This is a genomic window from Euzebyales bacterium (assembly GCA_036374135.1).
Lineage (GTDB): Bacteria > Actinomycetota > Nitriliruptoria > Euzebyales > JAHELV01 > JAHELV01.
On sequence record DASUUK010000051.1, the window covers coordinates 1 to 26,503 of the forward strand.

25 protein-coding genes, 3 tRNA genes, 1 pseudogene and 1 riboswitch are annotated in these 26,503 nt (G+C 71.1%); of the genes and pseudogenes, 14 read left to right on the plus strand and 15 right to left on the minus strand.

Annotated elements, in window-relative coordinates:
- The 3 genes from VFZ70_08725 to VFZ70_08735 all read right to left on the minus strand — a co-directional run.
- Positions 1 to 399 (minus strand): hypothetical protein (locus VFZ70_08725; GenBank protein HEX6255883.1); only part of this gene is annotated, 399 nt, incomplete at its 3' end.
- Positions 400 to 415: 16 nt separating this feature from the next.
- The gene (locus tag VFZ70_08730; protein HEX6255884.1) at positions 416 to 1,144 is read right to left on the minus strand and encodes an amino acid ABC transporter ATP-binding protein; all 729 of its coding nucleotides are present in this window, start codon (positions 1,142 to 1,144) and stop codon (positions 416 to 418) included.
- 131 nt (positions 1,145 to 1,275) lie between these two features.
- The gene (locus VFZ70_08735) at positions 1,276 to 2,412 is read right to left on the minus strand and encodes a phosphatase domain-containing protein (protein ID HEX6255885.1); all 1,137 of its coding nucleotides are present in this window, start codon (positions 2,410 to 2,412) and stop codon (positions 1,276 to 1,278) included.
- A gap of 152 nt (positions 2,413 to 2,564) precedes the next feature.
- Here VFZ70_08735 and VFZ70_08740 point away from each other — a divergent pair, with 152 nt between their 5' ends.
- Complete coding sequence (locus VFZ70_08740) at positions 2,565 to 3,986, plus strand: glycine--tRNA ligase (protein ID HEX6255886.1); 1,422 nt, start codon at positions 2,565 to 2,567, stop codon at positions 3,984 to 3,986.
- Positions 3,987 to 4,124: 138 nt separating this feature from the next.
- Here VFZ70_08740 and VFZ70_08745 read toward each other — a convergent pair whose 3' ends face one another.
- Positions 4,125 to 4,439, minus strand: coding sequence for a hypothetical protein (locus tag VFZ70_08745; protein ID HEX6255887.1), 315 nt, complete (start codon positions 4,437 to 4,439; stop codon positions 4,125 to 4,127).
- 149 nt (positions 4,440 to 4,588) lie between these two features.
- The gene (locus VFZ70_08750; GenBank protein HEX6255888.1) at positions 4,589 to 5,767 is read right to left on the minus strand and encodes a class I SAM-dependent methyltransferase; all 1,179 of its coding nucleotides are present in this window, start codon (positions 5,765 to 5,767) and stop codon (positions 4,589 to 4,591) included.
- Between the two features lie 58 nt (positions 5,768 to 5,825).
- Here VFZ70_08750 and dnaG point away from each other — a divergent pair, with 58 nt between their 5' ends.
- Positions 5,826 to 7,658 (plus strand): DNA primase, encoded by a 1,833-nt coding sequence (dnaG, locus tag VFZ70_08755; GenBank protein HEX6255889.1) that lies wholly within the window; start codon positions 5,826 to 5,828, stop codon positions 7,656 to 7,658.
- 77 nt (positions 7,659 to 7,735) lie between these two features.
- Positions 7,736 to 8,668, plus strand: coding sequence for an RNA polymerase sigma factor (locus VFZ70_08760; protein ID HEX6255890.1), 933 nt, complete (start codon positions 7,736 to 7,738; stop codon positions 8,666 to 8,668).
- Between the two features lie 36 nt (positions 8,669 to 8,704).
- On the opposite strand, the gene VFZ70_08765 is transcribed toward VFZ70_08760, so the two are convergent.
- The 3 genes from VFZ70_08765 to VFZ70_08775 form a co-directional block, all read right to left on the minus strand.
- Complete coding sequence (locus VFZ70_08765) at positions 8,705 to 8,980, minus strand: hypothetical protein (GenBank protein ID HEX6255891.1); 276 nt, start codon at positions 8,978 to 8,980, stop codon at positions 8,705 to 8,707.
- A gap of 181 nt (positions 8,981 to 9,161) precedes the next feature.
- Positions 9,162 to 9,383, minus strand: a complete 222-nt coding sequence (locus tag VFZ70_08770; protein ID HEX6255892.1) for a hypothetical protein — start codon at positions 9,381 to 9,383, stop codon at positions 9,162 to 9,164.
- Between the two features lie 59 nt (positions 9,384 to 9,442).
- Positions 9,443 to 9,515: transfer RNA gene (locus VFZ70_08775), tRNA-Ile, on the minus strand.
- A 194-nt stretch (positions 9,516 to 9,709) separates the two neighbouring features.
- On the opposite strand from VFZ70_08775, the gene VFZ70_08780 reads away from it, so the two are divergent.
- The 6 genes from VFZ70_08780 to VFZ70_08805 all read left to right on the plus strand — a co-directional run bounded on the left by VFZ70_08780 (position 9,710) and on the right by VFZ70_08805 (position 13,842).
- Positions 9,710 to 9,782, plus strand: a tRNA-Asn gene (locus VFZ70_08780).
- An 87-nt stretch (positions 9,783 to 9,869) separates the two neighbouring features.
- Positions 9,870 to 9,983, plus strand: a riboswitch (TPP riboswitch).
- Complete coding sequence (locus VFZ70_08785) at positions 9,978 to 10,676, plus strand: thiamine diphosphokinase (GenBank protein ID HEX6255893.1); 699 nt, start codon at positions 9,978 to 9,980, stop codon at positions 10,674 to 10,676. It overlaps the preceding riboswitch by 6 nt.
- Positions 10,673 to 11,080 carry a thiamine-binding protein gene (locus tag VFZ70_08790; protein HEX6255894.1) on the plus strand — a complete coding sequence of 136 codons (408 nt, stop codon included), beginning with the start codon at positions 10,673 to 10,675 and terminating at the stop codon, positions 11,078 to 11,080. Before VFZ70_08785 ends, VFZ70_08790 begins: the two co-directional genes overlap by 4 nt.
- Positions 11,081 to 11,086: 6 nt before the next feature.
- A complete protein-coding gene (locus VFZ70_08795) occupies positions 11,087 to 11,869 on the plus strand; it encodes an ABC transporter permease (protein HEX6255895.1) in 783 nt (260 codons plus the stop codon).
- A complete protein-coding gene (locus VFZ70_08800) occupies positions 11,866 to 12,984 on the plus strand; it encodes an ABC transporter substrate-binding protein (GenBank protein ID HEX6255896.1) in 1,119 nt (372 codons plus the stop codon). The genes VFZ70_08795 and VFZ70_08800 overlap by 4 nt, the downstream gene beginning before the upstream one ends.
- A 30-nt stretch (positions 12,985 to 13,014) precedes the next feature.
- Positions 13,015 to 13,842 (plus strand): ABC transporter ATP-binding protein, encoded by an 828-nt coding sequence (locus tag VFZ70_08805; GenBank protein ID HEX6255897.1) that lies wholly within the window; start codon positions 13,015 to 13,017, stop codon positions 13,840 to 13,842.
- Here VFZ70_08805 and VFZ70_08810 read toward each other — a convergent pair.
- Positions 13,781 to 14,386, minus strand: a complete 606-nt coding sequence (locus tag VFZ70_08810) for a TetR/AcrR family transcriptional regulator C-terminal ligand-binding domain-containing protein (protein ID HEX6255898.1) — start codon at positions 14,384 to 14,386, stop codon at positions 13,781 to 13,783. The two genes, VFZ70_08805 and VFZ70_08810, sit on opposite strands and share 62 nt — an antisense overlap.
- A 99-nt stretch (positions 14,387 to 14,485) precedes the next feature.
- Here VFZ70_08810 and VFZ70_08815 point away from each other — a divergent pair, with 99 nt between their 5' ends.
- Positions 14,486 to 15,742: a glycosyltransferase 87 family protein gene (locus VFZ70_08815; GenBank protein ID HEX6255899.1), complete on the plus strand. Its 1,257-nt coding sequence runs from the start codon at positions 14,486 to 14,488 to the stop codon at positions 15,740 to 15,742.
- 791 nt (positions 15,743 to 16,533) lie between these two features.
- Here VFZ70_08815 and VFZ70_08820 read toward each other — a convergent pair.
- The 5 genes and pseudogenes from VFZ70_08820 to VFZ70_08840 all read right to left on the minus strand — a co-directional run bounded on the left by VFZ70_08820 (position 16,534) and on the right by VFZ70_08840 (position 22,460).
- A pseudogene (locus VFZ70_08820) lies at positions 16,534 to 17,286 on the minus strand (glycosyltransferase family 39 protein).
- An 11-nt stretch (positions 17,287 to 17,297) separates the two neighbouring features.
- Entirely contained in the window at positions 17,298 to 18,056 is a 759-nt protein-coding gene (locus VFZ70_08825) for a decaprenylphospho-beta-D-erythro-pentofuranosid-2-ulose 2-reductase (GenBank protein HEX6255900.1), read from the minus strand.
- Positions 18,053 to 19,387 carry an FAD-binding oxidoreductase gene (locus VFZ70_08830; GenBank protein ID HEX6255901.1) on the minus strand — a complete coding sequence of 445 codons (1,335 nt, stop codon included), beginning with the start codon at positions 19,385 to 19,387 and terminating at the stop codon, positions 18,053 to 18,055. Before VFZ70_08830 ends, VFZ70_08825 begins: the two co-directional genes overlap by 4 nt.
- Positions 19,387 to 20,358 carry a decaprenyl-phosphate phosphoribosyltransferase gene (locus VFZ70_08835; GenBank protein ID HEX6255902.1) on the minus strand — a complete coding sequence of 324 codons (972 nt, stop codon included), beginning with the start codon at positions 20,356 to 20,358 and terminating at the stop codon, positions 19,387 to 19,389. The genes VFZ70_08830 and VFZ70_08835 overlap by 1 nt, the downstream gene beginning before the upstream one ends.
- Positions 20,359 to 20,393: 35 nt before the next feature.
- Positions 20,394 to 22,460 (minus strand): hypothetical protein, encoded by a 2,067-nt coding sequence (locus VFZ70_08840; protein HEX6255903.1) that lies wholly within the window; start codon positions 22,458 to 22,460, stop codon positions 20,394 to 20,396.
- Between the two features lie 191 nt (positions 22,461 to 22,651).
- Here VFZ70_08840 and icd point away from each other — a divergent pair, with 191 nt between their 5' ends.
- The 4 genes from icd to VFZ70_08860 all read left to right on the plus strand — a co-directional run bounded on the left by icd (position 22,652) and on the right by VFZ70_08860 (position 25,517).
- Positions 22,652 to 23,854 carry an NADP-dependent isocitrate dehydrogenase gene (gene icd / locus VFZ70_08845; GenBank protein ID HEX6255904.1) on the plus strand — a complete coding sequence of 401 codons (1,203 nt, stop codon included), beginning with the start codon at positions 22,652 to 22,654 and terminating at the stop codon, positions 23,852 to 23,854.
- Complete coding sequence (locus VFZ70_08850) at positions 23,851 to 24,099, plus strand: hypothetical protein (protein HEX6255905.1); 249 nt, start codon at positions 23,851 to 23,853, stop codon at positions 24,097 to 24,099. Before icd ends, VFZ70_08850 begins: the two co-directional genes overlap by 4 nt.
- Positions 24,100 to 24,253: 154 nt before the next feature.
- Positions 24,254 to 24,325, plus strand: a tRNA-Cys gene (locus tag VFZ70_08855).
- An 88-nt stretch (positions 24,326 to 24,413) separates the two neighbouring features.
- Complete coding sequence (locus tag VFZ70_08860; protein ID HEX6255906.1) at positions 24,414 to 25,517, plus strand: site-specific integrase; 1,104 nt, start codon at positions 24,414 to 24,416, stop codon at positions 25,515 to 25,517.
- Here the strand turns inward: VFZ70_08860 and VFZ70_08865 are convergent.
- Entirely contained in the window at positions 25,475 to 25,720 is a 246-nt protein-coding gene (locus VFZ70_08865; protein HEX6255907.1) for a helix-turn-helix domain-containing protein, read from the minus strand. The two genes, VFZ70_08860 and VFZ70_08865, sit on opposite strands and share 43 nt — an antisense overlap.
- Positions 25,721 to 26,503: the final 783 nt, after the last annotated feature.

Genomic DNA, 26,503 nt, shown 5'->3' on the forward strand with positions numbered 1-26,503 from the left:
CATGTCGACCTCGTCGTTCTGCAGGAACGGCTCCCGGTTGGCCGACACGGCCTCGGTGAACTCGATGTGGCTCTCGGGATCGCCGTCCCGGAAGATGCCCTCGACCATCAGCTTGGCGATCTCGGCGTCGAAGCCCTCGACGCCGCTCGGCGTGTTGACGCCGAACAACGGCTGGTCGTACTTGACGCCGATCCGCACGGTGCCGGCATCACGGAGCGCCTGGACGCCTTCAGCGTCGGCGCCGACCGTGGTCTCGGCGCCGTCGGCCTCGCTCGTGGCCCCAGCCGGCTCGCTGGTGGCACCGCCCTCCTCGGCCTCCTCACCGCCGCCACCGCAGGCTGCCAGCAGCAGCATGAGGATCATGACGAGTCCGAGGACCCGCAGTCGTCGTGTTCGCATTGCTGGTTCCTTCCAGCTAGTGTGCCAGGATCTTTGAGAGGAAGTCCTGCGCACGGGCCGTCTCCGGGTTGTCGAAGAACTTGTCCGGTGGCGCGATCTCCACGATCTGCCCTTCGTCCATGAACGCCACACGGCGGGCGGCCGAGCGCGCGAACCCCATCTCATGGGTGACTACGACCATCGTAGTACCCTCCTCCGCCAACTCAAGCATCACGTCGAGGACCTCGGCGATCATCTCGGGGTCGAGGGCCGATGTCGGCTCGTCGAACAGCATCGCCTTCGGCCTCATCGCGAGCGCCCGTGCGATCGCGACACGTTGCTGTTGTCCACCGGACAGCTCGGCCGGGTACTTGTCGGCCTGGTTGGCGACGCCGACGCGCTCGAGCAGCTCCTGCGCGAGCGCGTCAGCGTCCTTCTTGCTCTGCTTGCGCACCTTGATCGGACCCAGCGTCACGTTCTCGCGGATGGTCTTGTGCGCGAACAGGTTGAACTGCTGGAAGACCATGCCGACGTCGGCCCGCAGGCGCGCGAGCTCCTTGCCCTCTTCGGGCAGGGTCACGCCGTCGATCGTGATCTCGCCCTCCTGAATGGGCTCGAGCCGGTTGATCGCCCGGCACAGGGTCGACTTGCCCGAGCCCGACGGCCCGATCACGACGACGACCTCGCGGTGGCCGATCTCGAGGTTGATGTCGCGCAGCACATGGAGGTCGCCGAACCACTTGTTGACGCCGCGTATCGCGATCAGCGGCTGCTCCGACATCGCGCGCCTTTCTCTACGACCAGCCTCGTGGGACGCTACCAGAATTCGCGGCCGTGCCAAGCAGACCGGGCTCGTCCTTGACCACAACGACGGCGTACGTACGGTCACCAGGTCCGTCAGCGTTCGGCGCGATCCTCGGACGTCTCGCGCCGGACGTCCTCGAGGCCGGCCTCGGTGATGAGGCCGCGCTGCGCCGCATCGGCGGCGGCACTGAGGGTGGATGCGCCGAACGCCGCGGGCACGTCGTGGTCGGCGAGCGTGCGCAGCAGGCGTCGCACGGCCTCGTCGCGCGAGCGGTGGGCGGTCACATCGCGGATGTAGACCGCCCTGACGCGGTCGGGCCATCGCGTGATCACGTCGGCGTAGATCTCCGGATCCTCCTGCCCACTGTCGCCGATCAGCACGAAATCCAGCTCCGGATAGGTCTCGAGCAGCATGGTGATGCGGGCGAGCTTGTAGTCGTGTGTGTCCTCGCGGATGAACTTGTGCTCGTCGATGCCCCAGTCCTTGAGGAACAGCGGCCCGGGCGGGATGTCCTGCAGGGCCATGAACCGCGTGATCATGTCGTACAGGTTCCACGGGCTGCCCGAGACGAAGAAGATCGGCCGCTGCCAGCGGCCCTCTCCGGAGTGCAGCGCCCGGTAGAAGGCCGCGACACCCGGGTACGGCAGCCGTGTCGTCGCGTTGTGCAGCAGGGTGGTGCGCAGCATGCCGGCCGTCTCGGTCAGTCCGGTGTGCAGGATCGTGTCGTCGATGTCGCTGATGATCCCGACCTCGGCGGCCGGATCGGGCACCAGCACGTGCGCGGCGACGCGGCACTCCTCCTGTCCCGCGCCCAGGGGACCGAGCAGTTCCAGCTGCACGTCGTGCCAGCCGGTCGCATGGGGCGACGGGTTGTCGAGCTCGAACTGGACGTAGCCCTCGAAGTTGGTCGTCGCCGTGACCCGCTGGTCGTCGATCGTGGCGCGGACGACGGCACCGGGGATCTCGGAGGACACGAGGCGGTTGTAGGTGGCGGCGACGTTGCGCCACCACGCATCGGTCACCGCGCCAGGTGTCACACCCCGCGCCTCGAGCACCCTCGCCTGCAGCCGCAGCCACCTCGGCGTCCCGTAGCCGCGGTGCGCGAGCAGCTCCACCGGATCGAGCTTGTCGCGCTCGACCTTGCGGCGCACACGATGGACGCGGAACGCGTCCTCGGCGGCGCCGACCAGGCGCAGCAGGCTCGCCGTCAGGGACGGATGTGATTGCATCAGCCGGGCCTTCCCGTGGTCGTGGCGCATCAACTCGGCGGTCCGTGGGCCGCCGCCGCTGTCTCCCGGTCGATGTCGCGACCGTATGATGGCGGACGTCGCGGTCCCCGCGGAGCCACCCGGGGGCCGGTTTTGCATATCGGAGGATCGACGTGGCCACCCCGACAGACCTACCCCCGGAGTTCACCCGGACGCACACCGTCGTCGCGGACGACGCCGACACCGTCGCCGGACCGCACGACGTGACGATGGACACGATCGTCGAGCTGTGCAAGCGGCGCGGGATCATCTTCGGTTCGTCGGAGATCTACGGCGGACTGCGGGGCGCCTGGGACTTCGGTCCACTCGGTGCGGCGCTGAAGGACAACGTCAAGGCGGCGTGGAAGCGCTCGATGTTGCAGCTGCGTGACGACGTGGTGCAGCTCGACGCGTCGATCCTGATGCACCCCCGCGTGTGGGAGGCGTCGGGTCACGTCGAGGGCTTCACCGATCCGCTCGTCGAGTGCACCAACTGCAACCAGCGCTGGCGGGCCGACCACCTCGAGCCGAACAAGGCGGGCGAGATCTTCTGCCCCAACTGCGGCAACAAGGATTTCACGGACCCCAAGGCCTTCAACCTGATGTTCAAGACCTTCGTGGGTCCGACGGAGGACACGAGCGCGCAGGTGTGGATGCGCCCCGAGACCGCGCAGGCCATGTTCGTCGACTTCGCTCACGTCCAGCTGACGAGCCGCCAGAAGATCCCGTTCGGCATCGCGCAGGTCGGCAAGAGCTTCCGCAACGAGATCACCCCGCGCAACTTCATCTTCCGGGTCCGTGAGTTCGAGCAGATGGAGATGGAGTTCTTCGTGCGCCCGGGCACCGACGAGGCGTGGCACGACTACTGGATCGCCCAGCGGTGGGACTGGTACGTCGACCTCGGCATGCGCCCGGAGAACCTGCGCATCCGCCCGCACGCCGCCGACGAGCTCAGCCACTACGCCAAGGCGACCGTCGATGTCGAGTACCGGTTCCCGTTCGCGTGGAGCGAGCTGGAGGGCATCGCCAACCGCACCGACTTCGACCTGCGGCGGCACTCGGAGTTCTCGGGCCGCGACCTGTCCTACTTCGACCAGGCCAACGACGAGCGCTACGTGCCCTACGTCATCGAGCCGGCCGCCGGCGTGGATCGCAGCGCGCTGGCGTTCCTGGTCGACGCCTACCGCACGGACGAGGCGCCGACCGCCAGCGGCAAGGTCGAACGCCGGACCCTGCTGAAGCTGCACCCGGCACTGGCGCCGATCAAGGTGGCCGTGCTCCCGCTGTCGCGCAACGAGAAGCTCGTGCCGACCGCCCACGAGGTCAACGATCTGCTCAAGCCGCTGTTCGTCACGCGGTACGACGACGCGGGTGCGATCGGGCGCCGCTACCGCCGCCAGGACGAGATCGGCACGCCGTACTGCGTGACGGTCGACTTCGAGACGGTCGAGGAGGACCGCAAGGTCACCGTGCGCGACCGCGACACGATGGCGCAGGACCGCGTAGCCATCGACCAGCTGACCGGCTACCTGTCGGAGCGCCTCCCGCGCTGCTGACCGCCCGGTCAGGCCGCCGGCTGGGGAGATGTCGGCCGATCGGTGTTGACAGGTCTCCCCGGTCGGCGCGTGGGGCGCTCACGTGGGGAGCTGTCGCCGGTTCGGTGTTGACAGGTCTCCCCGGTCGGCGCGTGGGCGTCAGTGCCACCCGCCCCAGCGGCGATAGGGGTCCGGTGGCGCGTCCGGGTCGGGGGGTGGCGGCACGGGCGACGGCGGATCCTGCTGCACCTCGAGCCCGCGCTTGATGTCGGCGATGCCGCGGGTGATGGCCGACAGCAGTCGCAGCGCCGCGCCGGCGACGAACGTCAGCACCCACGCCACCAGCGCGAACCCTGTCGATCCGCCCCGCAGCAGCAGCCCACCGGCGACGACGCCGGCGATGCCGACGGTGTAGACAAGCGCGTCGGCGGTCCGGGTCGCCACTGCCAGTTCGCGCAGCGTCACGCGTTCCACGATGTCAGCGCTCCTCGGGTGTGCGGTCATGTCCACGATGGTCGGTGCGACGTGCGCTCGCAACCCGGGGCGCGGGCGGGCAGACGCCCGGGACGTGTTCACGCCGGAACCCGACAGCCGCAGCGCGCGGGTCGGCTCCTCGAACGGTGTCACCGCGTGCCGGCGGCCACGGGACGCAGCGCCGGCTCGACCCCGGCGGCCGGCTTGACGCCGAGCACGGCCCGGCTCGAGCGCGTGACCCACCACGACGCGACGGCGGCCAGACCGCTGCCCCGCAGCAGCAGGTCCTGCTCCGACGCCGACAGCGCGTCGCCCTGCCAGTTGGCAGCGGTGCGCGCGACCGTCCACAGCAGCACGTCGAGTGAGTCGCGATCGTTCCAGCGCAGCACGAACTCGCTCGACAGCAAGCACCCCCCCGGCGCCAGGACCCGTGCGATCTGGGCGGACAGTTCCCGTCGACGCCGTTCGGTGAGGCTCTGGAGCACGTGCGACAGGACGACCACGTCGACCGTCCCACCCCCCAGCGCCGCGGCCGGATCGCCGGTGAGCACGTCGCCCGCCACGACCGCGATGCGCGGGTGGCCGGCGCAGGCCTCGCCGGCGATGCGCGCCACCGTCGGGATCTCGAGCACCGTGCAGGTCGCGTGTGGCCACGATGCGCAGATCTCACGGGAGACGTAGCCGTCACCGCCCCACGCGTCGAGGACCGTGACCGGACGCGTCGGCTCGACACCGCCCACGAGCCTGGCGGCCTGCAGCCGTCGCCGGCTGCTCATGCGCCGCGCGTAGCGCCGGGCCGCCTGCACGCTGCTGTCCACATCGGCGTCGCCGTGCCTGTCGGGTTCGGTGCGGCCGTCGCGCCACAGCGTCCGCGCGTGACGGTCGAGCTCACCCCAGCGCCGGTAGTCCTCGGCCATGGCGTCAAGCTCGAGGCTCGCGACGTGATCGCTCGCCAGCCGGGCGCCCGCCGGTGTCAGTCGCCAGCCGTCGGCGACCTGCTCGAGCAGCCCGGTCGCGCGCAGCGCACGACAGATGTCGGCGAGCAGCTTGCGGTCGGCGAGCAGGTGCGTCGCCATCGCGTCGACCTGCTGGACCTCGCCGTCCGAGAGCAGCCGCAACAGACCCATGCGGTGCGCGCTCAGCAACAGGCCGGCAAGCCGGTACCCCCGCGCCAGCTCGTGCCAGCCGTCGTCGTCACCGGGCTCGAAGGCCAGTGGCTGACGCGGACCGTTCGGCTCCGCGGCGTCGGTGTCCGGAGCCGGCTGATCCGTTGCCTCGTCGTCGGGGCCGCGCGCGTCACCGCGCCCACGATGAGCTGAGCCGAGCATGCACCGATCATGCCACCGGCACAGCTGGCATATTCGTACGTGCACGACAGGAGCGCGCGTGGCGGGCAGGATCAACGAGGAGGACGTCCAGTCCCTGCGTGAGCGTGCCAACCTTGCGGCGGTCGTCAGCGACTACACCGCGCTCAAGCGCAGTGGCAGCAGGTTGCGGGGGCTGTGCCCGTTCCACGACGAGCGGACCCCGTCGTTCTTCGTCGACCCGGCGCGGGGCTTCTTCCACTGCTTCGGCTGCGACGCCGGTGGCGACGTGTACGACTTCCTCCAGCGCATCGAGGCGCTGACGTTCCCGGAGGCGGTCGAACGTCTGGCGCGCATCGAAGGCGTGACCCTGCGCTACGAGGAGCTGTCGCCCGGACAGCGCCGCGCGCTGGGCCGGCGGACCCGGCTCGTCGAGTGCCTGGGCGAGGCGCGGACGTTCTTCTCGGCCCAGCTGCTGACCGGGGCGGGTGAGGCAGCGCGGACCTATCTGACCCGGCGCGGCCTGACCCGCGAGGTGGCCGAGCACTTCCAGGTGGGTTGGGCGCCCGATGCATGGGAGGACACCGTCCGTCACCTGACCGCCGAGGGCTTCGGGCAGCAGGAGATCGCCGACGCCGGGCTGGCGACCCGCGGTCGCCGGGGGCTGGTGGACCGCTTCCGTGGGAGGGTGATCTTCCCGATCCTCGACGCGAGTGGCCGCGACGTCGTGGCGTTCGGCGGCCGGATCGTGCCCGGTCTCGACCTGCGGACGACCGGCCGCGACCAGCACGCGCCCAAGTACATCAACTCGCCGGAGACGGAGGTCTACCGGAAGTCGCGTGTGCTGTACGGGCTCAACTGGGCCCGCGCGGACATCCAGCGCCGTGACACGGCGGTGGTCGTCGAAGGCTACCTCGATGTGATCGGCATGCACTCCGCCGGGGCGACCCACACCGTTGCGACGTGCGGCACGGCGCTGACCGCCGAGCACTTCGGTCAGCTCGAGAAGTTCGCGCGCCGCGTCATACTGGCGCTCGACGCCGACCACGCCGGGTACCAGGCCGCCGATCGCGCGCGGGCCCTGGCCGTCGAGCAGGGCATCCGTGAGGTCGGGGTCCTGTCGCTGCCCGAGGGTCAGGATCCTGCGGAGCTGGCCGCCTCCGGTCCCGCGCGGGTCGAGGATGCCCTCGCAGCCACGGCGACCGCCGTCGAGTTCCAGATCGCGTACCTGCTGGCCCAGGCCGACACGTCGACGCCGGAAGGCCAGGTCGACGCGTACCGGCGGACGTTCCCGCTGCTCGCGCAACTCGACGACCGCTTCCTGCGGTACAGCTACATCCGGGACATCGTCGCCCCTGCGGCGCGTCTGTCGGCGGACCTCATCGAGCGGGAGCTCGATGAACATCTCGCGGCCGGCGGGGGGTCCCGTGCGACACCGCGTTCGGCGCCGGTGGACCCGGTGCGGACGGCGGGCGCACAGCCGCGCGATCCGCAGCTCAGGCTCGAGCGCGCCGTGCTGCAGGCGGCGATCCAACATCCCGAGGTCGAGGTCGACGGCTGGACGGAGGTCACGGCCGAGGACTTCACGGCGCCGGCGTCCCGCACGTTGTTCGCAGCGTTGACGAACGGTACGTGGCACCGGTTGTCGGACGTGCTCGAGCGGTTGCCGGACGATCAGACGCGCGCCCGGATCCGGGCGTTGGCGGTTGCCCCTCCCACGACACCCGCCGACCCGCATAAGCTGGCAGAGAACGTGATGCGGTTACGGGCCGCGACACTCGCGCGGAGGATCGCCGAGATCAGCGTGCAACTCGCCCGGCTGAACGCAGCGGTGGACGGGAAGCGCCTACGGGAGCTGAGTGCCGAGAAGGAGCGGCTCGTGCGCGAGCGTCACGTGCTGGTAGAGGGCGGCTGATGGGTAGCGGACGGGGTGCACGTGCCACGCGACAGCACCGCAACTGAGCTCCGTTCCGGGGGCCGGACGACCCCACGATGAGTTCGGCGCGGTCGTTGGACTCCGGATCGGCGAATGACGCCACGCGCTCGTATCTGAACATGATCGGCCGCGTGCGCCTGCTGCGGGCGGACGAAGAGGTCGATCTTTCCAAGCGCGTCGAGGCGGGACTCGAGGCTGAGGGACTGCTGGCCGCCGGTGACGCGTCGCCGGAACGCACCGCGAACCTGCGGTTGATCGCGCGTCAGGGCCGCACCGCCAAGAAGCGGCTGGTCGAGGCGAACCTGCGTCTGGTCGTCTCGATCGCCAAGCGATACCAGCATCGGGGCATGCATCTGCTCGACCTGGTGCAGGAGGGCAACCTCGGTCTGATCCGCGCGGTCGAGAAGTTCGATCATCGCCGTGGCTACCGGTTCTCGACCTACGCGATGTGGTGGATCCGCCAGGCGATCAGCCGGGCGCTGGCCGACCAGGCGCGCACCATCCGTGTTCCCGCCCACGTCCGCGACGCGATGAACCGGCTGTTCAGCGCGCAGCGCACTATGGTGCAGGACCTGGGTCGCGAGCCCACCGAGGCGGAGCTCGCCGCGGAGCTCGGCATCGACGTCGAGCGCGTGCGTGAGATCCAGGCGCTCAGCCAGGAGCCCGTCAGCCTCGAGGCGCCGTTGCGTCAGGAGGAGGACGCCAGCCTGGGCGACTTCATCCCCGACGACGACGCCGTGATGCCGGTCGATGCCGTGAGCGGCACCATGCTCAAGGAGCAGCTCGAGAACGTGCTGCACGAGCTGACCGACCGGGAGCAGGAGGTGATCCGGCTGCGGTTCGGCATGAACGGCGAGCGTCCGAGCACGCTCGAGGAGGTCGGACAGGCGTTCGGGGTCACCCGTGAACGGGTGCGGCAGATCGAGCTGAAGACCCTGGCCAAGCTGCGCCATCCGTCGCGCAGCGACGTGCTGCGCGACTACCTGTGACGCGACGCCGGTGGGTGGACCCGGGGTGACCGGGCCCTAGCGCATCCGGTCCATCTCGCTCGTGGCGCCGCCGCCGTCGTCGGAGCGCATCTGGTTGCTGAGCTGGTCGACGCCGCGCGAGGCCTTCTCCTCCAGCCGGCTGCTGGTGCGGTCGGCGAGGCCACGCACCTCGGTGCCGAGGCGCTGCGCGGGCTCGGAGCCGCGCACCGAACGCCAGGTCGACTGGATCTGCTGGTAGCGCTCGTAGCCGGCCCGCGCCCCGAGCACGTAGCCGATCGCGAGACCGATGATCAGACCGAAGCGGAACTTCATGGGATCCGTGCTCCCTCGTTGTGGTGTGGTGCGTGATCTTTCCGCAAGCGCGACGCTACAACCCATCCGGTCGAGAACTGCGACACCGGGACGGCTCGGTGGGCCACCCCCAACGACAGCGGCGCCACCGGATCCGGTGGACGGCCGAGGACGCAGGTGCGCGTCCGTGGCGGTGACAGGGTCACTCGCAGATGGTGATCCCCAGCAGCGCCTCGGTCTCGTCGGCGTTGTTGAACGCGTGGTCGCGGATCACGAAGTCGACCACGTTCGAGCGCAGCAGGTCGCCGTTGGCGGCGGCGGCGATCGTGGGTCCACCCAGGGTCTTGACGCCCGTGGCGACGCACTGGCCGTCGGCCGGCGCGGCGGCTGCCCGCAGGGCGGTGAGAGCGCCATCTGTCAGCACGCCGTCGCATGCGGCGGGCGCGGCGCCCGACCGACGGCGCGGCGCCGTGGCCGAGGAGGTGGGCCCGGCAGGTATCGAACCTGCGACCAAAGGATTATGAGTCCCCTGCTCTGACCACTGAGCTACGGGCCCCCGCGCGATGGTACCGCCGCACCTGGCCGTGGAACGGCGGGCACGTGGCCGACGCGCCGCGGGGCGGGGCGACGCACGGCCTGTCAATGGCCGTCGCGACCGTGCCCTGCGATGATGGGCTCGAGGTGACCGCGACGCCCCGTGCCACGCGCTCACGAGGTGGTGGCGACTGCTAGGGTTGACGACTGCATCGGTCCGGGGTAGCTCAACTGGCAGAGCGCTCGGCTGTTAACCGATAGGTTGCGGGTTCGAGTCCCGCCCCCGGAGCTCTTCCGACGGCGCGACCCACGAAGGTCGTGCCGTTCGCGTGTGCGACGCCTACCGCGCGCCCGTGGTCGGCTGCTATGGTGGGCGCACATCACACCGGGGAGCTCGGGCAACCGGGCTGAGAGGGCGGATGCAGGCGCCGCCGACCCGCAGGAACCTGATCTGGGTAATGCCAGCGAAGGGAGGGTACGGCACGTGCAGAGGGACCCATCGGCCGTCGTTCTCGTCGTCGCTGGCGGCGACACGGTCGATCCGGCGCTCGCCGAACGCATCGGCCCGGTCGGCCACGTCATCGCTGCCGACTCCGGGCTGCACGTTGCCGACGAGCTCGGGTTCACCGTCGATGTCGTCGTCGGCGACTTCGACAGCGCCGATCCGGCGGCGCTGGCGCGTGACGGCCTGGAGATCGAACGGCATCCGCGCGCCAAGGACCAGACTGACATCGTGCTGGCACTCGACCGCGCGCTCGACGTTGGCGCCGACAGCGTGGTGGTCGTCTCCGGCGGTGGCGGACGGCTCGACCATGCGCTGGCGAACCTGCTGGTCCTCGCGGCGCCGCGCTACGCGGCGATGTGTGTCCGGGCGCTGATCGGCGACGCCGAGGTGACGGTCGTGCGCGACCGCCACACCATGACAGGGGAGCCGGGCAGCGTCGTGTCGCTGTTCGCGATCGACGGGCCGGCACACGGCGTGGTCACCGACGGCCTGCGCTATCCACTGCGTGACGAGATGCTCGAGCCGCTCTCCAGCCGCGGCGTGAGCAACGAGCTGGCGGCGCCCCGCGCGACGGTCGCGCTGGACGATGGTGTGCTGCTCGTCGTCCGCCCGGGCGGCGAGCGTCGCGACTCGCGCGCCGAGGACAGGTCGACGACCGACGAGGAGGTCCCGGCATGATCCTGGCCGAGATCCAGTGCCTGCCGACGCCGCCGGGCACGCCTGACAACCGTCACGCCCACGTCGAGGCGGCGATCGCTGAGATCGAACACTCCGGCGTGACCTACGAGGTCGGCGCGCTCGGCACGACCCTGCAGGGCGATGCCGACGACGTCTGGCCGTTGCTGCGGCGGGTGCACGAGACCTGCCTCGCCGCCGGAGCCGACTCGGCGGTGACCGTGATCAAGGTGGCGGGCGCCTCCGATCCGGAGCGGACGCCCCGGATGCAGGATCTGACGGCCAAGTTCCGCGCCACGCCCGACCGCGCCGAGCGCGACGGCGACCCGGGCGTAGCGGAGGATCCCGGCGGGTGGAGGGGGCCCGCCGGGTCCTCCGTCGAACCGGGCGCGCCGCCGTCGGGGTAGGCGCGCGTGGCGGACAGGATCCGTGTCGAACGGTGGGTTCCGCCGGCGGCGTTGATCGCCGTGCTGCTGCTCTGCTGGGAGGTCAGCGTGCGCGTGCTCGGCACGCCCGCCTACATCCTGCCGCCCCCGTCGGCCATCCTGCGCGCGTTCGGCGAGGTCCGCCCGCTGCTGGGCGAGCACATCGTGACCACGGTGACCGAGGCGCTCGTCGGCATCGTCATCGGTGCGCTCGCCGGGGTCGTGCTCGCCGTCGCCGTCTGGGCCGTGCCCGTGTTCCGGCGGCTGACGTATCCGCTGCTGGTCGCCAGCCAGACCGTACCGATGGTGGTGCTCGCACCGCTGCTTGTGCTGTGGTTCGGGTTCGGCCTGACGCCCAAGGTGGTGGTGGTCGCGCTGATCGCCGTGTTCCCCGTGGCCATCTCGACGGTGCAGGGCCTGGCGTCGACCGATCCTGAACAGATCGACCTCCTGCGCAGCATGGGGGCGGGACGCCGTGAGATCCTGCGCATGGTCCTGATCCCGGCCGCGACCCCGGCCTTCTTCGCCGGCCTGCGCATCGCGTCGGCGTACGCGATCGCGGGTGCGGTGATCGGTGAATGGGTGGGAGCCAGCAGTGGTCTCGGCCTGTTCCTCACCCGGTCGCAGCGGTCGTTCCGTGTCGATCGGGTGTTCGTCGGCGTCGCGGTCATCACGGTCCTCAGTGTCGCGCTGTTCGGAATCGTCGACCTGTTGTCGAGGATCGCCGCGCCGTGGCAGCGCGTCGAACGCGAACAGAGGAAGCGCACATGAACCGGAGAACGACCCGGGTGACGGTGCTGGCCGTGCTGGCCGTGCTGGCCGTGCTGGCCGCCGCGTGCGGCGGCGAGGCCGCGACGACGGACGCTGCCGGCACCGGCAGCGAGCCGGCGGCCACGACCGGGACCACGTCGACGGACGCCGACGACAGCGCACCGCGGGACGTCACGGTGATGCTGGACTGGACCCCGAACACGAACCACTCCGGGCTGTACCTGGCGGAGGCGAACGGCTGGTACGGGGACGAGGGACTCGACGTCGAGATCATCCAGCCCGGTGAGCAGGGCGGCCTGCCGGCGCTCGCCTCCGGTGACGCCGACTTCGCGGTGTCGGTGCAGGAGCAACTGCTGCCGGCGCGCGCCCAGGGCGCGCCGGTCGTGTCGATCGCCGCGATCATCCCGACCAACACCTCCAGCCTGGTCATGCTGGCCGACGAGGGCGTCGAGCGGCCTGCGGATCTGGCAGGGCACCGTTACGGCGGCTTCGGTGGTGAGCTCGAGACCGAGCTCGTCAGCCGGCTCGTGGAATGTGACGGAGGCGATCCCGGAGCGGTCGACTTCGTCGAGGTCGGCAACGTCGACTACCGCGCGGGGCTGGAGCGGGACTTCTACGACTTCGTCTGGATCTTCGACGGCTGGGACGGCATCAGGCTCGCGCAGGCCGGTGTCGACACCACGTCGATCCCCTTCGACGAGCACTTCGACTGCATCCCCAACTGGTACACACCGCTGCTCGCGACGTCGGAGTCGCTGATCGAGGACGATCCGGAGATCGTCACGGCCTTCATGGAGGCGACGACCCGTGGGTACGAGGTCGCGGCCAGCGACCCGTCGGCCGCGTCCGACGCGCTGCTGGCCGCCGCACCCGAGCTCGACGAGGACCTGGTCCGCGCGAGCGCGGAGTACCTGGCACCGGAGTACGCGCCGGACGGTGCGTGGGGCGTGCAGGACCCGCAGGTGTGGACCGACTTCACCGCGTTCCTGACCGAGGCGGGCATCCTGTCCGGCGACGTCGCCGTCGACGCGTCCTGGACGAACGATTTCCTTCCGGCCGCCGCGTCCTCCGCGGAGGGCGAAGCGTCGGCCCCGTCGGCTGCGCCGAGTGGTTGACCGGGGTCGCCACGGAGCACGGATCCCGCCGTGATCGAGGTCTCGGGGCTGCGTCACCGCTTCGGCGACGTCGACGTGCTCGACGACCTGTCCCTGCACGTGCCGCCCGGCTCCTTCACCGGGTTGGTGGGACCCAGCGGGTGCGGCAAGAGCACCGTGCTGCGGGTGCTTGCCGGCCTGCTGGTGCCCGACGCCGGGACGGTCACGATCGACGGACGTTCGGTGGTCGGCGCTCCGGGAGGCACGGCCTACATGCCCCAGCGCGACCTGCTGCTGCCGTGGCGGCGTGCCCTGGGCAACGCCGTTGTCGGCGCGGAGATCGCCGGCACGGATCGGCGCGAGGCGGAGCGGCAGGCACGTGCGCTGTTCGACCGCTTCGGCCTCGCGGGGTTCGAGCACGCGTGGCCGGCGACCTTGTCCGGCGGCATGCGCCAACGCCTCGCGCTGCTGCGGACGTTCCTGTGCGGGCGCGACGTCCTGCTGCTCGACGAACCGTTCGGTGCGCTCGACGCCATCACCCGCCGCGACATGCACGGCTGGCTGCAGCAGGTGCTGGCGGACGACCCGCGGACGGTGCTGCTCGTCACGCACGACATCGAGGAGGCCCTCGTGCTGTGCGACGAGGTGGTCGTTCTGTCGGATCGTCCGGCGCGGATCGTCGAGCGCCTGCCCGTGCGGTTGCCACGTCCGCGGGGCACCGACGTCGTGACCGACAAGCGGTTCGTCGACGACAAGGCCACACTGCTCGCGGCGCTCGAACGGGGCAGGGGCGCCCAGGCCCCCGCGGTGAGCAGCCTCAGGCGTCGGTCTGACCGACGACGATCGCGTCGACCAGGCCGGCGGCGGTACGGGTGTTGAGGGACTCGTTGGAGACCAGCAGCCGGTACACGACCCCGCCGATGAGTGCGTCGGCCACCAGTCCGGGGTGGACCGACGACGGGAACTGCTGGCGCCGCTGGCCGCGCTCCACGATGCGGCGCACGACCGCTCGGCGTTCTCCGAGCACGCCGATGCGCAACGCCACGCCGGCGGCGCCGTCGCCGTCGACCGCCGCGACCATGGACCGCAGCACCTGCGCGGCCCCCGCGTGGGTCAGCAGTTCGATGAATGCCTCGGCCACCTGCAGCAGGTCGGTGCGGACATCGCCGGTCTCGGGACGGGGCTGCGACGCCGCGAGGTGCTCGATCGCGTCATGGACCAGGTGCTGTTTGGAGCGCCACTGCGAGAACACCGTCTCGAGCGGCACCTCGGCGCGGGCGGCGATGGTCCGCAGCGACGCGGACGCGTAGCCTCGGTCGTCGAGTTCGGCCAGCGTCGCACGGAGCACGGCTGCAGTGGAGCGCTCGTCGCGTGACGAGCGGTAGTGCGCGGTCGGCAGGTGCTCGATGAAGGATGTGGTCATGACTGATCGCAGCGCAGACTAACGCGTCGTGGCCGTGACACGACCGACGTCCGTACGACTGGCCCACCGATGGCCGGCACAACCACCGGAGGAACCTGCATGGAGACCGGCGAGCACGTCGGCGACGCCCAACGTGTCGTCGTGCCGGTCGGCATGCTGCTGGCCGCGGCACTGATCGTCGTCGCCGGATGGATGTTCAAGGCGCACTGCTACGTGGATGGCGCCTGGCACGGTGGCGAGCAGTACACGACCGGGTGCTACACCGATGTCGTGCCCTTCTGGACGATCCGGGAGGTGTCGGCGGGCGCTGTCCCGTATCTGGACTCCGCGCTGGAGTACCCTGTGCTGACTGGGGCGCAGATCTGGTTCGAGGGCGCGGTCGCACGCGCGCTGGTGGGATCCACGGGCTCGGCATCTGTGTTCCTCACGGCGGTCACGCTGGTCAACGGCGCGCTCGCGCTGGGCATCCTGGCCGTCCTGGCCCGCATCGGCGTGCCGCACCGCCGCCTGTGGTGGTGGGCTCTCGCCCCGCCGCTGGTCCTGTACGTGGGCCACAACTGGGACCTGCTGGCGATGTTCCTTCTGATGGTCGCCATCGCGGGGCATCAGCGGGGTCGCGCGCTGAGCGCCGGCATCGCCGTCGGGCTCGGCACCGCTGCCAAGTTGTTCCCGGGGCTGGCGCTGCCGCTGTTCGCGCTGGCGCACCTGCGCCGGGGTGCCGTGGCCGACGTCACACGGCTGCTCGGCGGCGCGGCCGGCGCGTGGTTGGTCGTCAACGTGCCCGTCGCGATCGTCGCGTTCGAGCCTTGGGCGGAGTTCTACACGTTCTCGTCAGAGCGGCTCGGCACGTTCGCGGCGTCGTGGACCGTCGCGGCCGAGCTCGACCTGGTGCACACGTCGGTCGCGCAGCGCAACCTGTGGGGCGCGGTCGCGTTCGCGGTCGGTGCCGTCGCCATCGTCGCGATCGGCTGGGCGCGACACGCCGGTCGCGAATGGGTGCTGCTCACCCCCCTGATCGCCTGGTTCCTGCTGACGAGCAAGGTGTACTCGCCCCAGTTCGACCTGTGGTTGATGCCACTGCTGGTGGCCACGTCACGACGGACGTGGCCGCTGGCCGCGTTCGTCGTGACGGACGCGCTGGTGTACCTCACCGAGTTCTGGTACCTGGGGTTCCGGGCCGGCTACTCGCCGTCGGCGCCGTACCCGGCGCTGGCCGGCGCGGCTGTGCTCCGCGCCCTCGTGCTCGTCTGCATCATCGTGCTCGCCGTGCGCGATCGTGCACCGGCCTGGACGGCGACGTCCCGCGCGTCCTCGCCCGTCGATGATGCGACCGCCGTGGGTGCCGACAGCCGGTAGCGCTCGGAGATCGCGTCGATGGCGGGTGCCGGCGACACCCGCCGCACCTCGCGCGCGGCCGACAGCAGTGCCTCCTGACCCGCCGCGGTGGCCTCGTACTGCACCTGCGTGGCCAGCGTCACCGGCCGTGCGTGGCACGGCAGATCCGGCGCGCACCGCAGCCACCGGTCCGTGGTGGCGAGCAGTGTCTCCTGATCGGCGGCGAACACGGGCAGGTCCGGTGGCGCGTCCCACAGGATGCGCAGGAGCACGCCGCGGGCCATGTTGTCGAGCACGGCCGGACTGGGGCCGTCGAGGGTCTCGGCCGGTGGAGCGTTCGCCGCCGCGGCGAACGCCGACGTGTTGACCACGGCCGCGGCGACGAACGTGGCGATCGCGATGGCGGCCACCGGGCGGAGTCCAGCGAGCAGGACGCGCAGCGCGGGCCACGCCGCCGCGGGCAGGAACGCGACGAAGGGCAGGGCGATGCTGAAGTAGCGCGCCTGCCATGCAGCACCGGGGCTGACCGCGGCGAGGAACGCGACCGCCAGGGCGGTCGGCAACCACACCGCCAGGAGCACCACGGGACGCGCCTGCGGACGCGTCCGCCACGCCAACACCGCGAGCACGGCGGCGCCCGCCAGCAGCGCGAGCCCCGCGGTGGTGGGCAGGTCGGCGACCGCGAAGCTCGGCAGGCCCTCGCGCAGCAGCCGGAAGCGCAGGAGCATCAGCGCCACCGTGAACTCCTCGGCCTGGTCGCGCTGACGGGCGAGCATCTCGCGCAACCACGGCTGTCCCGCGAGGAACACCATGCCGCCCACGGCGATCGCGCCGAGGCAGCGCACTGCCGCACGACGTCGCTCGGCGCGCAGGAGGTCGGCGGCGCACACGATGCCGAGCCCCGCCACCACCAGCCCGAACGTGTACAGCGTCAGCATGCCCAGCGCGGTCCACGTCATGAGCGCGGCGAGCGCTGCTGCCGTCGTCGGCTCGTCGCGCGCCCGCAGGAATGCCGCCGCGACCAGCACCGACAGCAGGGCGGCCAGGCTGTACTGCCGGCTGGACCCGACGGTCTCGACGACCGCCGGAAGCGTGGCCCACACGCCGGTGACCCCCCACGCGGCCAGGGCCGAGCCCAGGACCCGGCGCGCCAGTCGCCACAGCACGACGGCGGTCGCGACGTGCAGCAGCACATTGAGCAGGGGGCCGGTCCACAGGTGCACGCCCACCAGCAACGACCAGACGTGCAGCAGCCAGAAGTAGACCGGCGGATGGATGTCGTGGTGACCGAGGTCCCGGGCGATCGTCACGAGCGGCAGTGGCTGCTCGATGCGCGTCATCGCCTGCCAGCGCGATGCCGGCACCCACTGCGCGACGGGCTCCAGCCGTTCGTCGACGACGCGCTGGAACTCGCCCTGGTGGCCCGTCGCGGCGAGGAAGCTGATGGTGTCGTCGTGTGACACCCGCCGCAGGCTCGCGAGCTCCAGGCCGTGCAGCACGATCGCCAGTGCGACGACCGCCACGATGGCGGCGATGACCGCCGGTGACCTCACGGCCCGGTCCATGGTGCGACGGCTCAGCCGGACAGGCGGCGGAACACCGGGCGTGGCAGATGGCGCAGGACCGCCATGACCCAGCGCACGACGCCGGGCACCCACACGAGGTCGTCGCCACGCTGGAGCGCCCGGACCGTCGCGTCGGCGACCTGCTCGGCGGTCGTTGCGAACGGCCCGTCGGGCAGGTGGCTCGTCATACGGGTGCGTACGAAGCCGGGGCGCACGATCAGCACCTGCACGCCGGTACCCGCCAGCGCGTCGCCGAGTCCCTGGGCGAAGCCGTCGAGCCCTGCCTTGGCCGAGCCGTACACGAAGTTGGCGGCCCGCACGCGTTCGCCAGCCACCGACGACAGCACGACGATCCGCCCGTGACCCTGCTGGCGCAGGCGGGAGGCGACGGCCAGCAGCGTGGCCGCAGGGCCGACGTAGCTGCTGTGCATGATTCCGGCCGCCAGCACCGGGTCGTCCACCATGGCCGCGTGGTCGCCCAGCACACCGACGGCGCAGATCACCAGATCGATGTCGCCGACCTGCTCGGCGATCTGGTTCACGACCGCGGTGTGACCGGCGACGTCGTCGGCGTCGTAGACGACCGTGTGGGTCTTGGCGGCGGCGGGCACGCGCTCTGTGGCGGTGGCGTCCAGGCAACGGGCATCGCGGCCCGCGAGCACGACCGTCGTCGTCCCGGCGGCCACCAGCCGGCCGACGATGGCCAGGCCGATGTCGGACGTGCCGCCCATCAGCACGACCGTGCCGGGCACACCCAACGCATCGTTCATGACGTGCACAACCCCAATCTGCGTCCGAGGTCCGAGCGCCAGCGACCGGTCGGATCGATGCGGTCGCGGACCTGACGCCAACGGTCGAGCTCCGGGTACATGACCGGCATGCGGTCGGCCCGCAGCCGGCCGTCCTTCGCCAGGTACACCCTGCCCCCAGCTTCGCACACGTCGTCGTCGCAGGTGTCGAGCAGACGCGCCAGCCCGGCCGTGCCGGCCGGGATGTCGGCGGCCAGCGTCCATCCCTCCTGTGGGAACGACAGCATGCCGCCGCCGGGTCCCAGCCGCTTGAGCACCACGACGAACGTGGGGCACGGGTCGGCTGCCAGCCGCTGGGCGACGCGCGCGAGCGCGTCCTCATGACCGAGCGGCACGGCGAACTGGTACTGCACGAAGCCTCGTGGACCGTACAGCCGGTTCCAGTGACCGACGGCGTCGAGCGGATGGAAGAAGGTGGGCAGGTCGACGAGGTGGACCCGTGGGCGCCGCGGAGCACGTGCGAACCACACGGCGTTGAGCATCCGCGCGGACAGCCGGTTGAGCAGGCCCGGTGGGACGGCGTCCGGCACGGTGACCGGTGCCCGGGGCCCGTATGCGGTCAGGCCCGGCTCGCGATCCGTGAGGTCGTCCACCGACGCGTGGGTGGCCGTCTCGACGATCGCGCGACCCATGCGCGGGCCAGCCTGACCGAGGTCCAGTGTCGCGATGCGGTACTCGTCGTCGGCCGCATCCAGCGCCGCGATCGTCGCGGCCAGATCGGTGGTGACCGTGGTCCGCGCGCGCACCCAGGCCGTGGCGATCCGTCGCAGCGTCAGTTCGGCGTCCAGCACGATGCCCGTCAGCCCCATGCCCCCGAGCGTCGCGGCGAAGACCTCGTGGTCGTCGGGTGTCACCCAGCGCCTGGTCCCGTCGGCCAGCAGCAGGGTGAAGCCCCGCAGGTGCCGGCGCAGGCTGCCGGCCGCCACGTGGTTCTTGCCGTGCACGTCGGCGGCGATCGCGCCACCGACGGTGATCATCCTCGTGCCCGGGACGACCGGCAGGAACCACCCGTGCGGCACCACCGCGCGCAGCAGTTCGTCGAGGGTGATCCCTGCATCGACCCGCACGGTGCCGGCGGCTGCATCGAACGCGTGCAGCCGGTGGCGGGCGCGCATGGCGACGACCACGCCACCCGCGTTCTGCGCGGCGTCGCCATAGCTGCGGCCGCTCCCGCGCGCCACGACCCCGCGGGGGTCGTCGGGTGGCGCAGCATCCGCATCGGCGGGCGGGCGGACGACCTGCGACGCACTCGCGGTGGTGCGTCCCCAGCCCGCCAGGATCGCGGGCGGCATCAGCCGTACAGCCCGAACAGCACCATCGCGCCCGACGCCAGCACGCCCAGCGCCGTGACCCGGTCGCGCAGGATCAGGTCCTCGGGCTCACCCGTGCGCCCGGCCGCGACGAGCAGCAGGTAGCGCAGTGCGATGAGCGTGACGGGCACGACCGACAACGCGACCCAGAGGCTGGGCGTCCTTCCGGTCACGAGCGTGGACGTGCGGAACGCCCACAGGCAGTAGGCCAGCAGTGTCACGGCCAGGCACACGCCCACGACCTGCTGGAGGAACGCCTGCGGATAGCGTTCGAGGACCGCGCGGTGCTCGCCCGCCAGCTCGCCCATGGCGATCGACTCGGCGTAGCGCTTGCCGGCGACGACGAACAGCGCGGCGAAGCTCGTGACGATCAGGAACCACTCGGTCAGGGCAATGTCCGTGGCCACGCCTCCCGCGAGCGCCCGGATCACGAATCCGGATGCAACGATCATCAGCTCGGCGACGGGCACGCGCTTGAGCTGGACGCTGTAGGCGAACTGCAGCGCCGCGTAGACGACGATCACCGCGGCCAGCGCGGGGCCGATGGCGAGCCACGACAGCACGATGGCGGCGATCTGCAACGCCGCACCGCCGACGAGCGCCGTGCGGCGGTCGACACGCCCCGAAGCGACCGGGCGGTGCCGCTTGGTCGGGTGCAGACGATCGGTGTGCGCGTCGACGGCGTCGTTCACCCAGTACACGCCGGATGCGACCAGGGTGAAGGCGACCACCGCGATCAGCGCGCGCCCGACCGTCGACGGGTCGAGGATGCGTCCCGCCGCGACCGGCGCGGCCAGCACGAGCACGTTCTTGATCCACTGCCTCGGTCGGCACAGCGCGGCCAGCGCCCGCAGGCGCGTCACCGCGGCGGCGCTCCGTCCTGCCGCGGTGGCAGTGGCGGCCGAGTCGGTCGCCGCTGATCCCATGTCGGCTGCCTCACCCCTCGTCGTCATCGTCGGTGTCGCGTCCATCGAGCGCCCGGCGGCGTTCAGCGCCGCGCCTCCACCGGAGCGGCGAACACATCCAGACCATAGCTCTCGAGCGTCTGCGGCGGCATCGTCAAGGTGGGCGCCAGCCTGGTGCTGCGGTGCTGCAGCAGGACGAAGGGTTCACCCGTCGGGCGTCCCGCGAACGTCGTCGGCCGGGCGGCGAGCACGTACAGCGTCCGCCCGCCCGCCCGGCCGGCGAGCTCCAGGATGCGCTCGTTGGAGATCGCCTCGTCGGCCCACGCCGCGGGCACGCCGCAGTGCGCGCGCAGCGGTTGCGTCATGCGGTAGTGCATGGCGGAGCCGGTCTCGTCGAGCAGCAGCAGCGCGGCATCGTCGCCGAGTCGCCGGCACGCCTGCGTCACCTGGTCCGCGAACCCGGCCTCCTCGTGCAGCGCCGCGACGGGCCGGGTCGTCAGCACCGGCGGTACCACCACCAGGACCGCCGCCGCGACGACGGTCGCGCGCACCACCAGGCGGCGCGTGCCGGCGCCGGCGCGTGCCCACAACCGATCCAGCAGCCAGGCCGCGCACAGCAGCAATCCGGGCAGGACGACGGGCAGGAACCGCCGATCCGCCCAGATGTGGTCCGGCGTGATCGACGGCTTCCACACGTACAGCACGGCCACGCCGCTGAAGGTCATCAGGAACGGCACCAGCCGGCCGATCCGAGCCGCGACCACGTCCCGCGTCATCCACGCCCAGCCGGCCACTCCGGCGGCCAGCGCGGGCAGCCCGAGGTACCACGCCAGCCACCGCGCCGTGTCCTCGGCGTAGGTGCGCGCCTCGTTGACCGGCTCGCCCTCCTGCTGCTGGAGGAAGCCGATGGGCGTCGTGCGGTCCCAGGTCGCGGGTGGCAGCGACGGGCGCACGGCGTAGGCGACGATGCCTGCGAGCGCGATCAGGACGGCCAGGCCGAGCGCGATCCTTGCGCGGTGCCGCAGCACGGCGGCCGTGAGCGCTCTGCCCTGCCGGGTGCGCGCGAGCGCCGCGAGTCCTGCGACGGCCAGGAACGCCAGCGCGAGCGGCACCAGGAACGACACGTGCAGTTCGACGTAGAACGGGGCGAACACGAACAGATCGACCGCCGCGATCGCGGTGGTGACGCCCATGCCCGCGAGCACCCACGGTGCGACGCGGCGCATCCGACCGACGACCGCGGGTGGCAGCAACGCCAGCAGCAGCATCAACAGCACGACCAGCCCGTCGAGCCGGGCCAGGAACGCGCCACCGAGCACCATGCCGGCCACGACACCGGTCGCGCGGTCGCGGCGGTCCGCGGCGTGGTCGAGCGCCCACAGCCCGCCGAAGATCATCCCCATCGTGAGCAGCTCGGAGAACGGGGCGCGGGTGAAGTAGATGAACACCAGGTTGACCGCCAACGCGACCTGGACGAGCAGGGCCGGCAGTGGCCGGACCACCCGCTCGGCGAAGGCGAACAGCAGCAGCAGCGCCAACCCGCCGAGCAGCGCGTTGGCCCGCACCATCACGTCGAGTCCGGCGGCCGCAGCGACCGTCGCCATCATCGAGGGGAAGGCGTGCATGAACTGCGCGTAGAGCGGGCCGTCGGGCACGATCTCGTGGAAGCCCGCGGCGAAGTAGCCGAGCCCTGCGGTGTCGTCGAACGGCGGTCGGGCGGCATCGATGATCAGGTCGCCGTCCGAGACGATCCACCCGGCCGTGGCCGTGTACGTGCCGCCGTCGCGCCCGGTCTGCATGTGCTCGCCGGGCAGCGCGCCATTGACCACCGTCGCCGCGACCGCGACCGCCACGGCCGCCACGCGCACCCACGAGCGCGCGCGACGGTCGATCGGGTCGGCGACGGCCCGCGCGCCGCGCGTGACGTGCCACAGGCCCGCCGTCAGCACCGCGGTGGCGATCACGACCGGCAGCAGTGAGAAGACGCCGAGCATCGCGATCGTCACGGCGCTGAGCGCCCACGACAGCTCCGCCAGCAGGACGAGCCATACGAGGTGCACGAACCAGCTCGCACGTCCCTGAGCGGTGGCGACGTCCGCCGTCGCGGGACGTTCGACGGTCAACGCGTCGCGCTGCGACGCAGCTGCCATCGTTGCTCCATTCGTCCCAGAGAGGCTCGACATCGGGTCAGACCGACATTCTGCCGCGTGAGCGGGACGCTCGGGCCGTGTGGGCGGAGACGGATAGGCTCGCCGATCGTGGATCCGTTACCGGCGCACGGTGATGAACCGCGCGGTGGGGGCAAGATGCAGCCACAGGTGTGACCAACAGGAGAGTGACGGTGGCCGACAAGATCGAGAAGACCAGCGACGGACTGCGCGTACCCGACGAGCCGATCATCCCCTTCATCGAGGGCGATGGCACGGGTCCGGACATCTGGGCCGCCGCCGTGCGCGTGTTCGACGCCGCGGTCGACAAGGCGTACGACGGCGACCGCCGGATCGAGTGGACGGAGGTGCTCGCCGGCGAGAAGGCCAACGACGAGGTCGGCGAGTGGCTGCCGCAGGCCACGCTCGACGCGTTCGAGGAGCACCTGGTCGGCATCAAGGGCCCGCTGACGACGCCGGTGGGGGAGGGCTTCCGCAGCCTCAACGTGGCCATCCGCCAGAAGCTCGACCTGTACGTGTGCCTGCGTCCCGTGCGCTGGTACAAGGGCGTGCCGAGCCCTGTCAAGCACCCCGAGAAGGTCGACATGGTGATCTTCCGGGAGAACACCGAGGACGTCTACGCCGGCAAGGAGTTGCAGGAGGGCACCGACGAGGCGCGTCAGGCGCTGAAGTTCTTCGCCGACACCTACGGCTGGGACATCCGCGAGGATTCGGGTCTGGGCATCAAGCCGATCAGCGAGACCGGGTCGAAGCGCCTGATCCGCGCGGCGATCAACTACGCGCTCGACAACGACCGGCGCAAGGTGACGCTGGTGCACAAGGGCAACATCATGAAGTTCACCGAGGGCGCGTTCCGCTCCTGGGGCTATGAGCTCGTCAAGGACGAGTTCTCGGACGCCGCCGTCAGCTGGGAGGACTGCGGTGGCGACCCGGGCGACAGGCTGCTCGTCGAGGACGTCATCGCCGACGCGATGCTCCAGCAGATCCTGACCCGTCCGTCGGAGTACGACGTCATCGCGACGATGAACCTGAACGGCGACTACATCTCCGACGCGCTCGCCGCCCAGGTCGGCGGCATCGGCATCGCGCCGGGGGGCAACATCAACTACGAGACGGGCGTCTCGGTGTTCGAGGCCACGCACGGCACGGCGCCGAAGTACGCGGGGCAGGACAAGGTCAACCCCGGGTCGCTCATCCTGTCCGGCGTGTCGATGCTGCAGCGCATGGGGTGGCCGGAGGCGGCGGACATGATCGTCTCCTCGATGGAGGCGGCCATCTCCGAGAAGCTGGTCACGTACGACTTCGAGCGCCAGATGGACGGTGCCACCCTGCTGAAGACCAGCGAGTTCGCCGACGCCATGATCGAGCGCATGTGACCGTGCCCGACCACGACGCCGACCGCGCGCGCGTCGATCGCGCGCACGTCGACCGCGCCCCGCGTCTGCGGCCCGACCAGCACCTGGCCGACTCGATCACGAGGGTCGGGCGGTTCGCGAAGATCGACCCGCTCGACGGTCGGGACCTGCCCCGCCTGATCCGCGTCGTCGGCGTGCTGGGCTGGGCGGCGCTGACGGCCGAGTCGTTCCGTCGTGCGTGGGCTGCACGCTCCCGGACGGAGTGACGCCGGGCCGGAGCGATTCGTACCGGACACGGCGGACACCGTCGACGGTGTCCGCCGTGTCCGGTACACGTCGTTCGCGCCCGATACGGTGCCGGGGGTGCCGCATCCGCGTGCTGGCCGTTCGTGGCGCCGCGCGTACACTGTGGCCCGTTCCGGCCGGGTAGCCAAGTGGTAAGGCAGGGGCCTGCAAAGCCCTTATTCGCGGGTTCGATTCCCGCCCCGGCCTCGCACTCTGATCAGCGGAAATGCGCTCCGCCCCACGGCACCTGTGGATAACTCTGTAGCAGTTCTTGTAGCAGTCATACCCTCCGCATGTGCGAGTAGGGAAGCTGTATCCGATCGATGGCGGGGCGCGGTGGGGCGCGCCTTGGTACGACGCGAGCGGCAGGCGACGCGCGGTCACCGCCCCGACGGTCGAGGAAGCGGTCGCCAAGCGCGCCAAGCGGATGGCCGGCTGGACCTCGGACGAGAAGCTCGGTGACTTCCTCGCGTGGTGGACGGCCGAGTACCTGCCGCGCCGCGTCGCGAACGGCCGTCTCGCCGAGGAGACGATGGACGGCTACGAGTCGTCGGTGCGGCTGCACATCACGCCGCGCATCGGCACCGTCGGCCTGACCGACCTGACGGCAACCCTGCTCGAGGACTGGCTCGACGAGCTCGACGACGATGGTCTCGGTGCTCGCGGGCGGCAGAAGGCGTTGCGCACGTTGTCGGTCGCGCTGAGCGTGGCGGTCAAGCGCGACCTCATCGGCCGGAATCCCGCCCGCGGTGTGGAGGGCCCGCGCGTCGTCGCGAAGCACGTCACGCCATGGACCCATGCGCAGGCGGGTGCGTTCATCGCCGTCGCGGCCGAGACGCCACAGCTGCACGGCAACCTGTGGCTCGCCCAGCTCGGCACCGGTCTGCGGCCGTCAGAAGCGCTCGCGCTGCACGTCGACGACGTCGACCTGTCCCGCGCCCGGGTTCGGGTGCACCGCAACCTGAGCTGGCGCAAGGGTGGCCGGTGGGTCATCAAGACGACCAAGGGCGAGGACGATGTCTGGCTCGCGCTGCCGGAGTTCGCGGTCAGCGCCGTCAACCGGCACTTGGAGGTGCGCGCCGTGTGGGCGGCATGGGACGGCTGGCAGGAGCACGGACAGCTGTTCACGGCGCGCGCCGGCACCCCGCTGCGCGGCACCTCGATCGGCAAGCCGCTGACCGCGCTGTGCGCGCAGGCCGGCGTGCCGCGCGTGACGCCGCACGGCATCCGCCACCAGACCGCGAGCGCGCTGCTCGCGGCGGGCAAGAGCCTGACCGACGTGCAGTACGTGCTACGCCACAAGACCCAGCGGCTGACGAGCGATCTCTACGGGCACATGGCTGACGACGCGCGCGCTCACGCCGCCGAGGTGCTCGACGAGCTGTCGCCCGACAGGTAGCGGTCAAGCGCCGCCGCGCTGACGAGCCAGCGCGCGCCGCTCGTGACAGCGTCGAGCTGCCCGGCGTGGATGCGCCGCCGGACGGTCTCCTCGCTGCAGCCGACGATGCGTGCGACGTCGGCGACGGTGTAGACCGTCGGCTGGTCGGTGACGTCCTGGTCCAGCGCGGCCTCGGCGATGGCGAGCGCGGCCCGGAGCTGCATGACGACGGCTTCGAGCGTTGACGGGACCACTCCTGTCGCGGCCACTCGCACGCTCTGAACCTGGCTCCTGTCGACCGAGCGGTCATGCAGGTGCCCCCGTCGCGGCAGCTGTACATGTCGAGCCCATCGCATCCCCCTCGAGTGCTCGCGGCATCACGGTGTCGGTGCCACGTGAACGCAGACGGATATCGGACAGACCTGTCGCGGCACTTGCATTCGCGACACCCAGACGTATGCATCGCGTGCGTACTGCGGCGACGTTGCGACTCGCGGCGGGGTTCGGGTCGCTCGGCGTGATGCGAGATGTGCCCAGCGGCTTGTTCGTGCTGATTGATCTTGCACAGACCTTGCGGAGGTGTGCCAGCTGTATGCACTTGGCGCATACGGGTGCGCGTGCGCTCGCCCCGCGTCGTTTGAGGCAGCCGACCCCGACAGATGACCCGTGTCGGTGCGCACGACTGTCCGAACGGATGCCGATCAGGTGGTTTCGCCGGGCGCGTCGGATTCGACAAGGCGATGTGGCGACCGCTTGTGTGTCATCGACATCGAGCATGTCGAGTAGGGCGCCGGGCGTCATCACGCGCACGTCGTCGCAAACCGTCGACACGTGTGGTGTGGTGGTCGCGGAGCCGAGCACGCCGACGTCAAGCACGACAGCGGCGGCTGAGGCACTCGCAGGGTCGCGCGCTAGCTGGCGTCGCGCTCTGCGCGGTAGGCGTCTAGCTCTTCGTACGCCAACGCGACAGCATCTTCGTCGGAGACGTCGCGGTTGCGCTCGTGGAG

Excerpts from the sequence above, each read along its gene's own strand:
- VFZ70_08810 (HEX6255898.1), bottom strand. The coding sequence starts at position 14,386 with ATGACCACATCCTTCATCGAGCACCTGCCGACCGCGCACTACCGCTCG.
- VFZ70_08815 (HEX6255899.1), top strand. The coding sequence starts at position 14,486 with ATGGAGACCGGCGAGCACGTCGGCGACGCCCAACGTGTCGTCGTGCCG.
- VFZ70_08765 (HEX6255891.1), bottom strand. The coding sequence starts at position 8,980 with ATGAAGTTCCGCTTCGGTCTGATCATCGGTCTCGCGATCGGCTACGTG.
- VFZ70_08825 (HEX6255900.1), bottom strand. The coding sequence starts at position 18,056 with ATGAACGATGCGTTGGGTGTGCCCGGCACGGTCGTGCTGATGGGCGGC.
- VFZ70_08760 (HEX6255890.1), top strand. The coding sequence starts at position 7,736 with ATGAGTTCGGCGCGGTCGTTGGACTCCGGATCGGCGAATGACGCCACG.
- VFZ70_08830 (HEX6255901.1), bottom strand. The coding sequence starts at position 19,387 with ATGCCGCCCGCGATCCTGGCGGGCTGGGGACGCACCACCGCGAGTGCG.
- VFZ70_08750 (HEX6255888.1), bottom strand. The coding sequence starts at position 5,767 with ATGCTCGGCTCAGCTCATCGTGGGCGCGGTGACGCGCGCGGCCCCGAC.
- VFZ70_08835 (HEX6255902.1), bottom strand. The coding sequence starts at position 20,358 with ATGACGACGAGGGGTGAGGCAGCCGACATGGGATCAGCGGCGACCGAC.
- VFZ70_08840 (HEX6255903.1), bottom strand. The coding sequence starts at position 22,460 with ATGGCAGCTGCGTCGCAGCGCGACGCGTTGACCGTCGAACGTCCCGCG.
- VFZ70_08800 (HEX6255896.1), top strand. The coding sequence starts at position 11,866 with ATGAACCGGAGAACGACCCGGGTGACGGTGCTGGCCGTGCTGGCCGTG.
- VFZ70_08865 (HEX6255907.1), bottom strand. The coding sequence starts at position 25,720 with ATGCAGCTCCGGGCCGCGCTCGCCATCGCCGAGGCCGCGCTGGACCAG.
- VFZ70_08735 (HEX6255885.1), bottom strand. The coding sequence starts at position 2,412 with ATGCAATCACATCCGTCCCTGACGGCGAGCCTGCTGCGCCTGGTCGGC.
- VFZ70_08790 (HEX6255894.1), top strand. The coding sequence starts at position 10,673 with ATGATCCTGGCCGAGATCCAGTGCCTGCCGACGCCGCCGGGCACGCCT.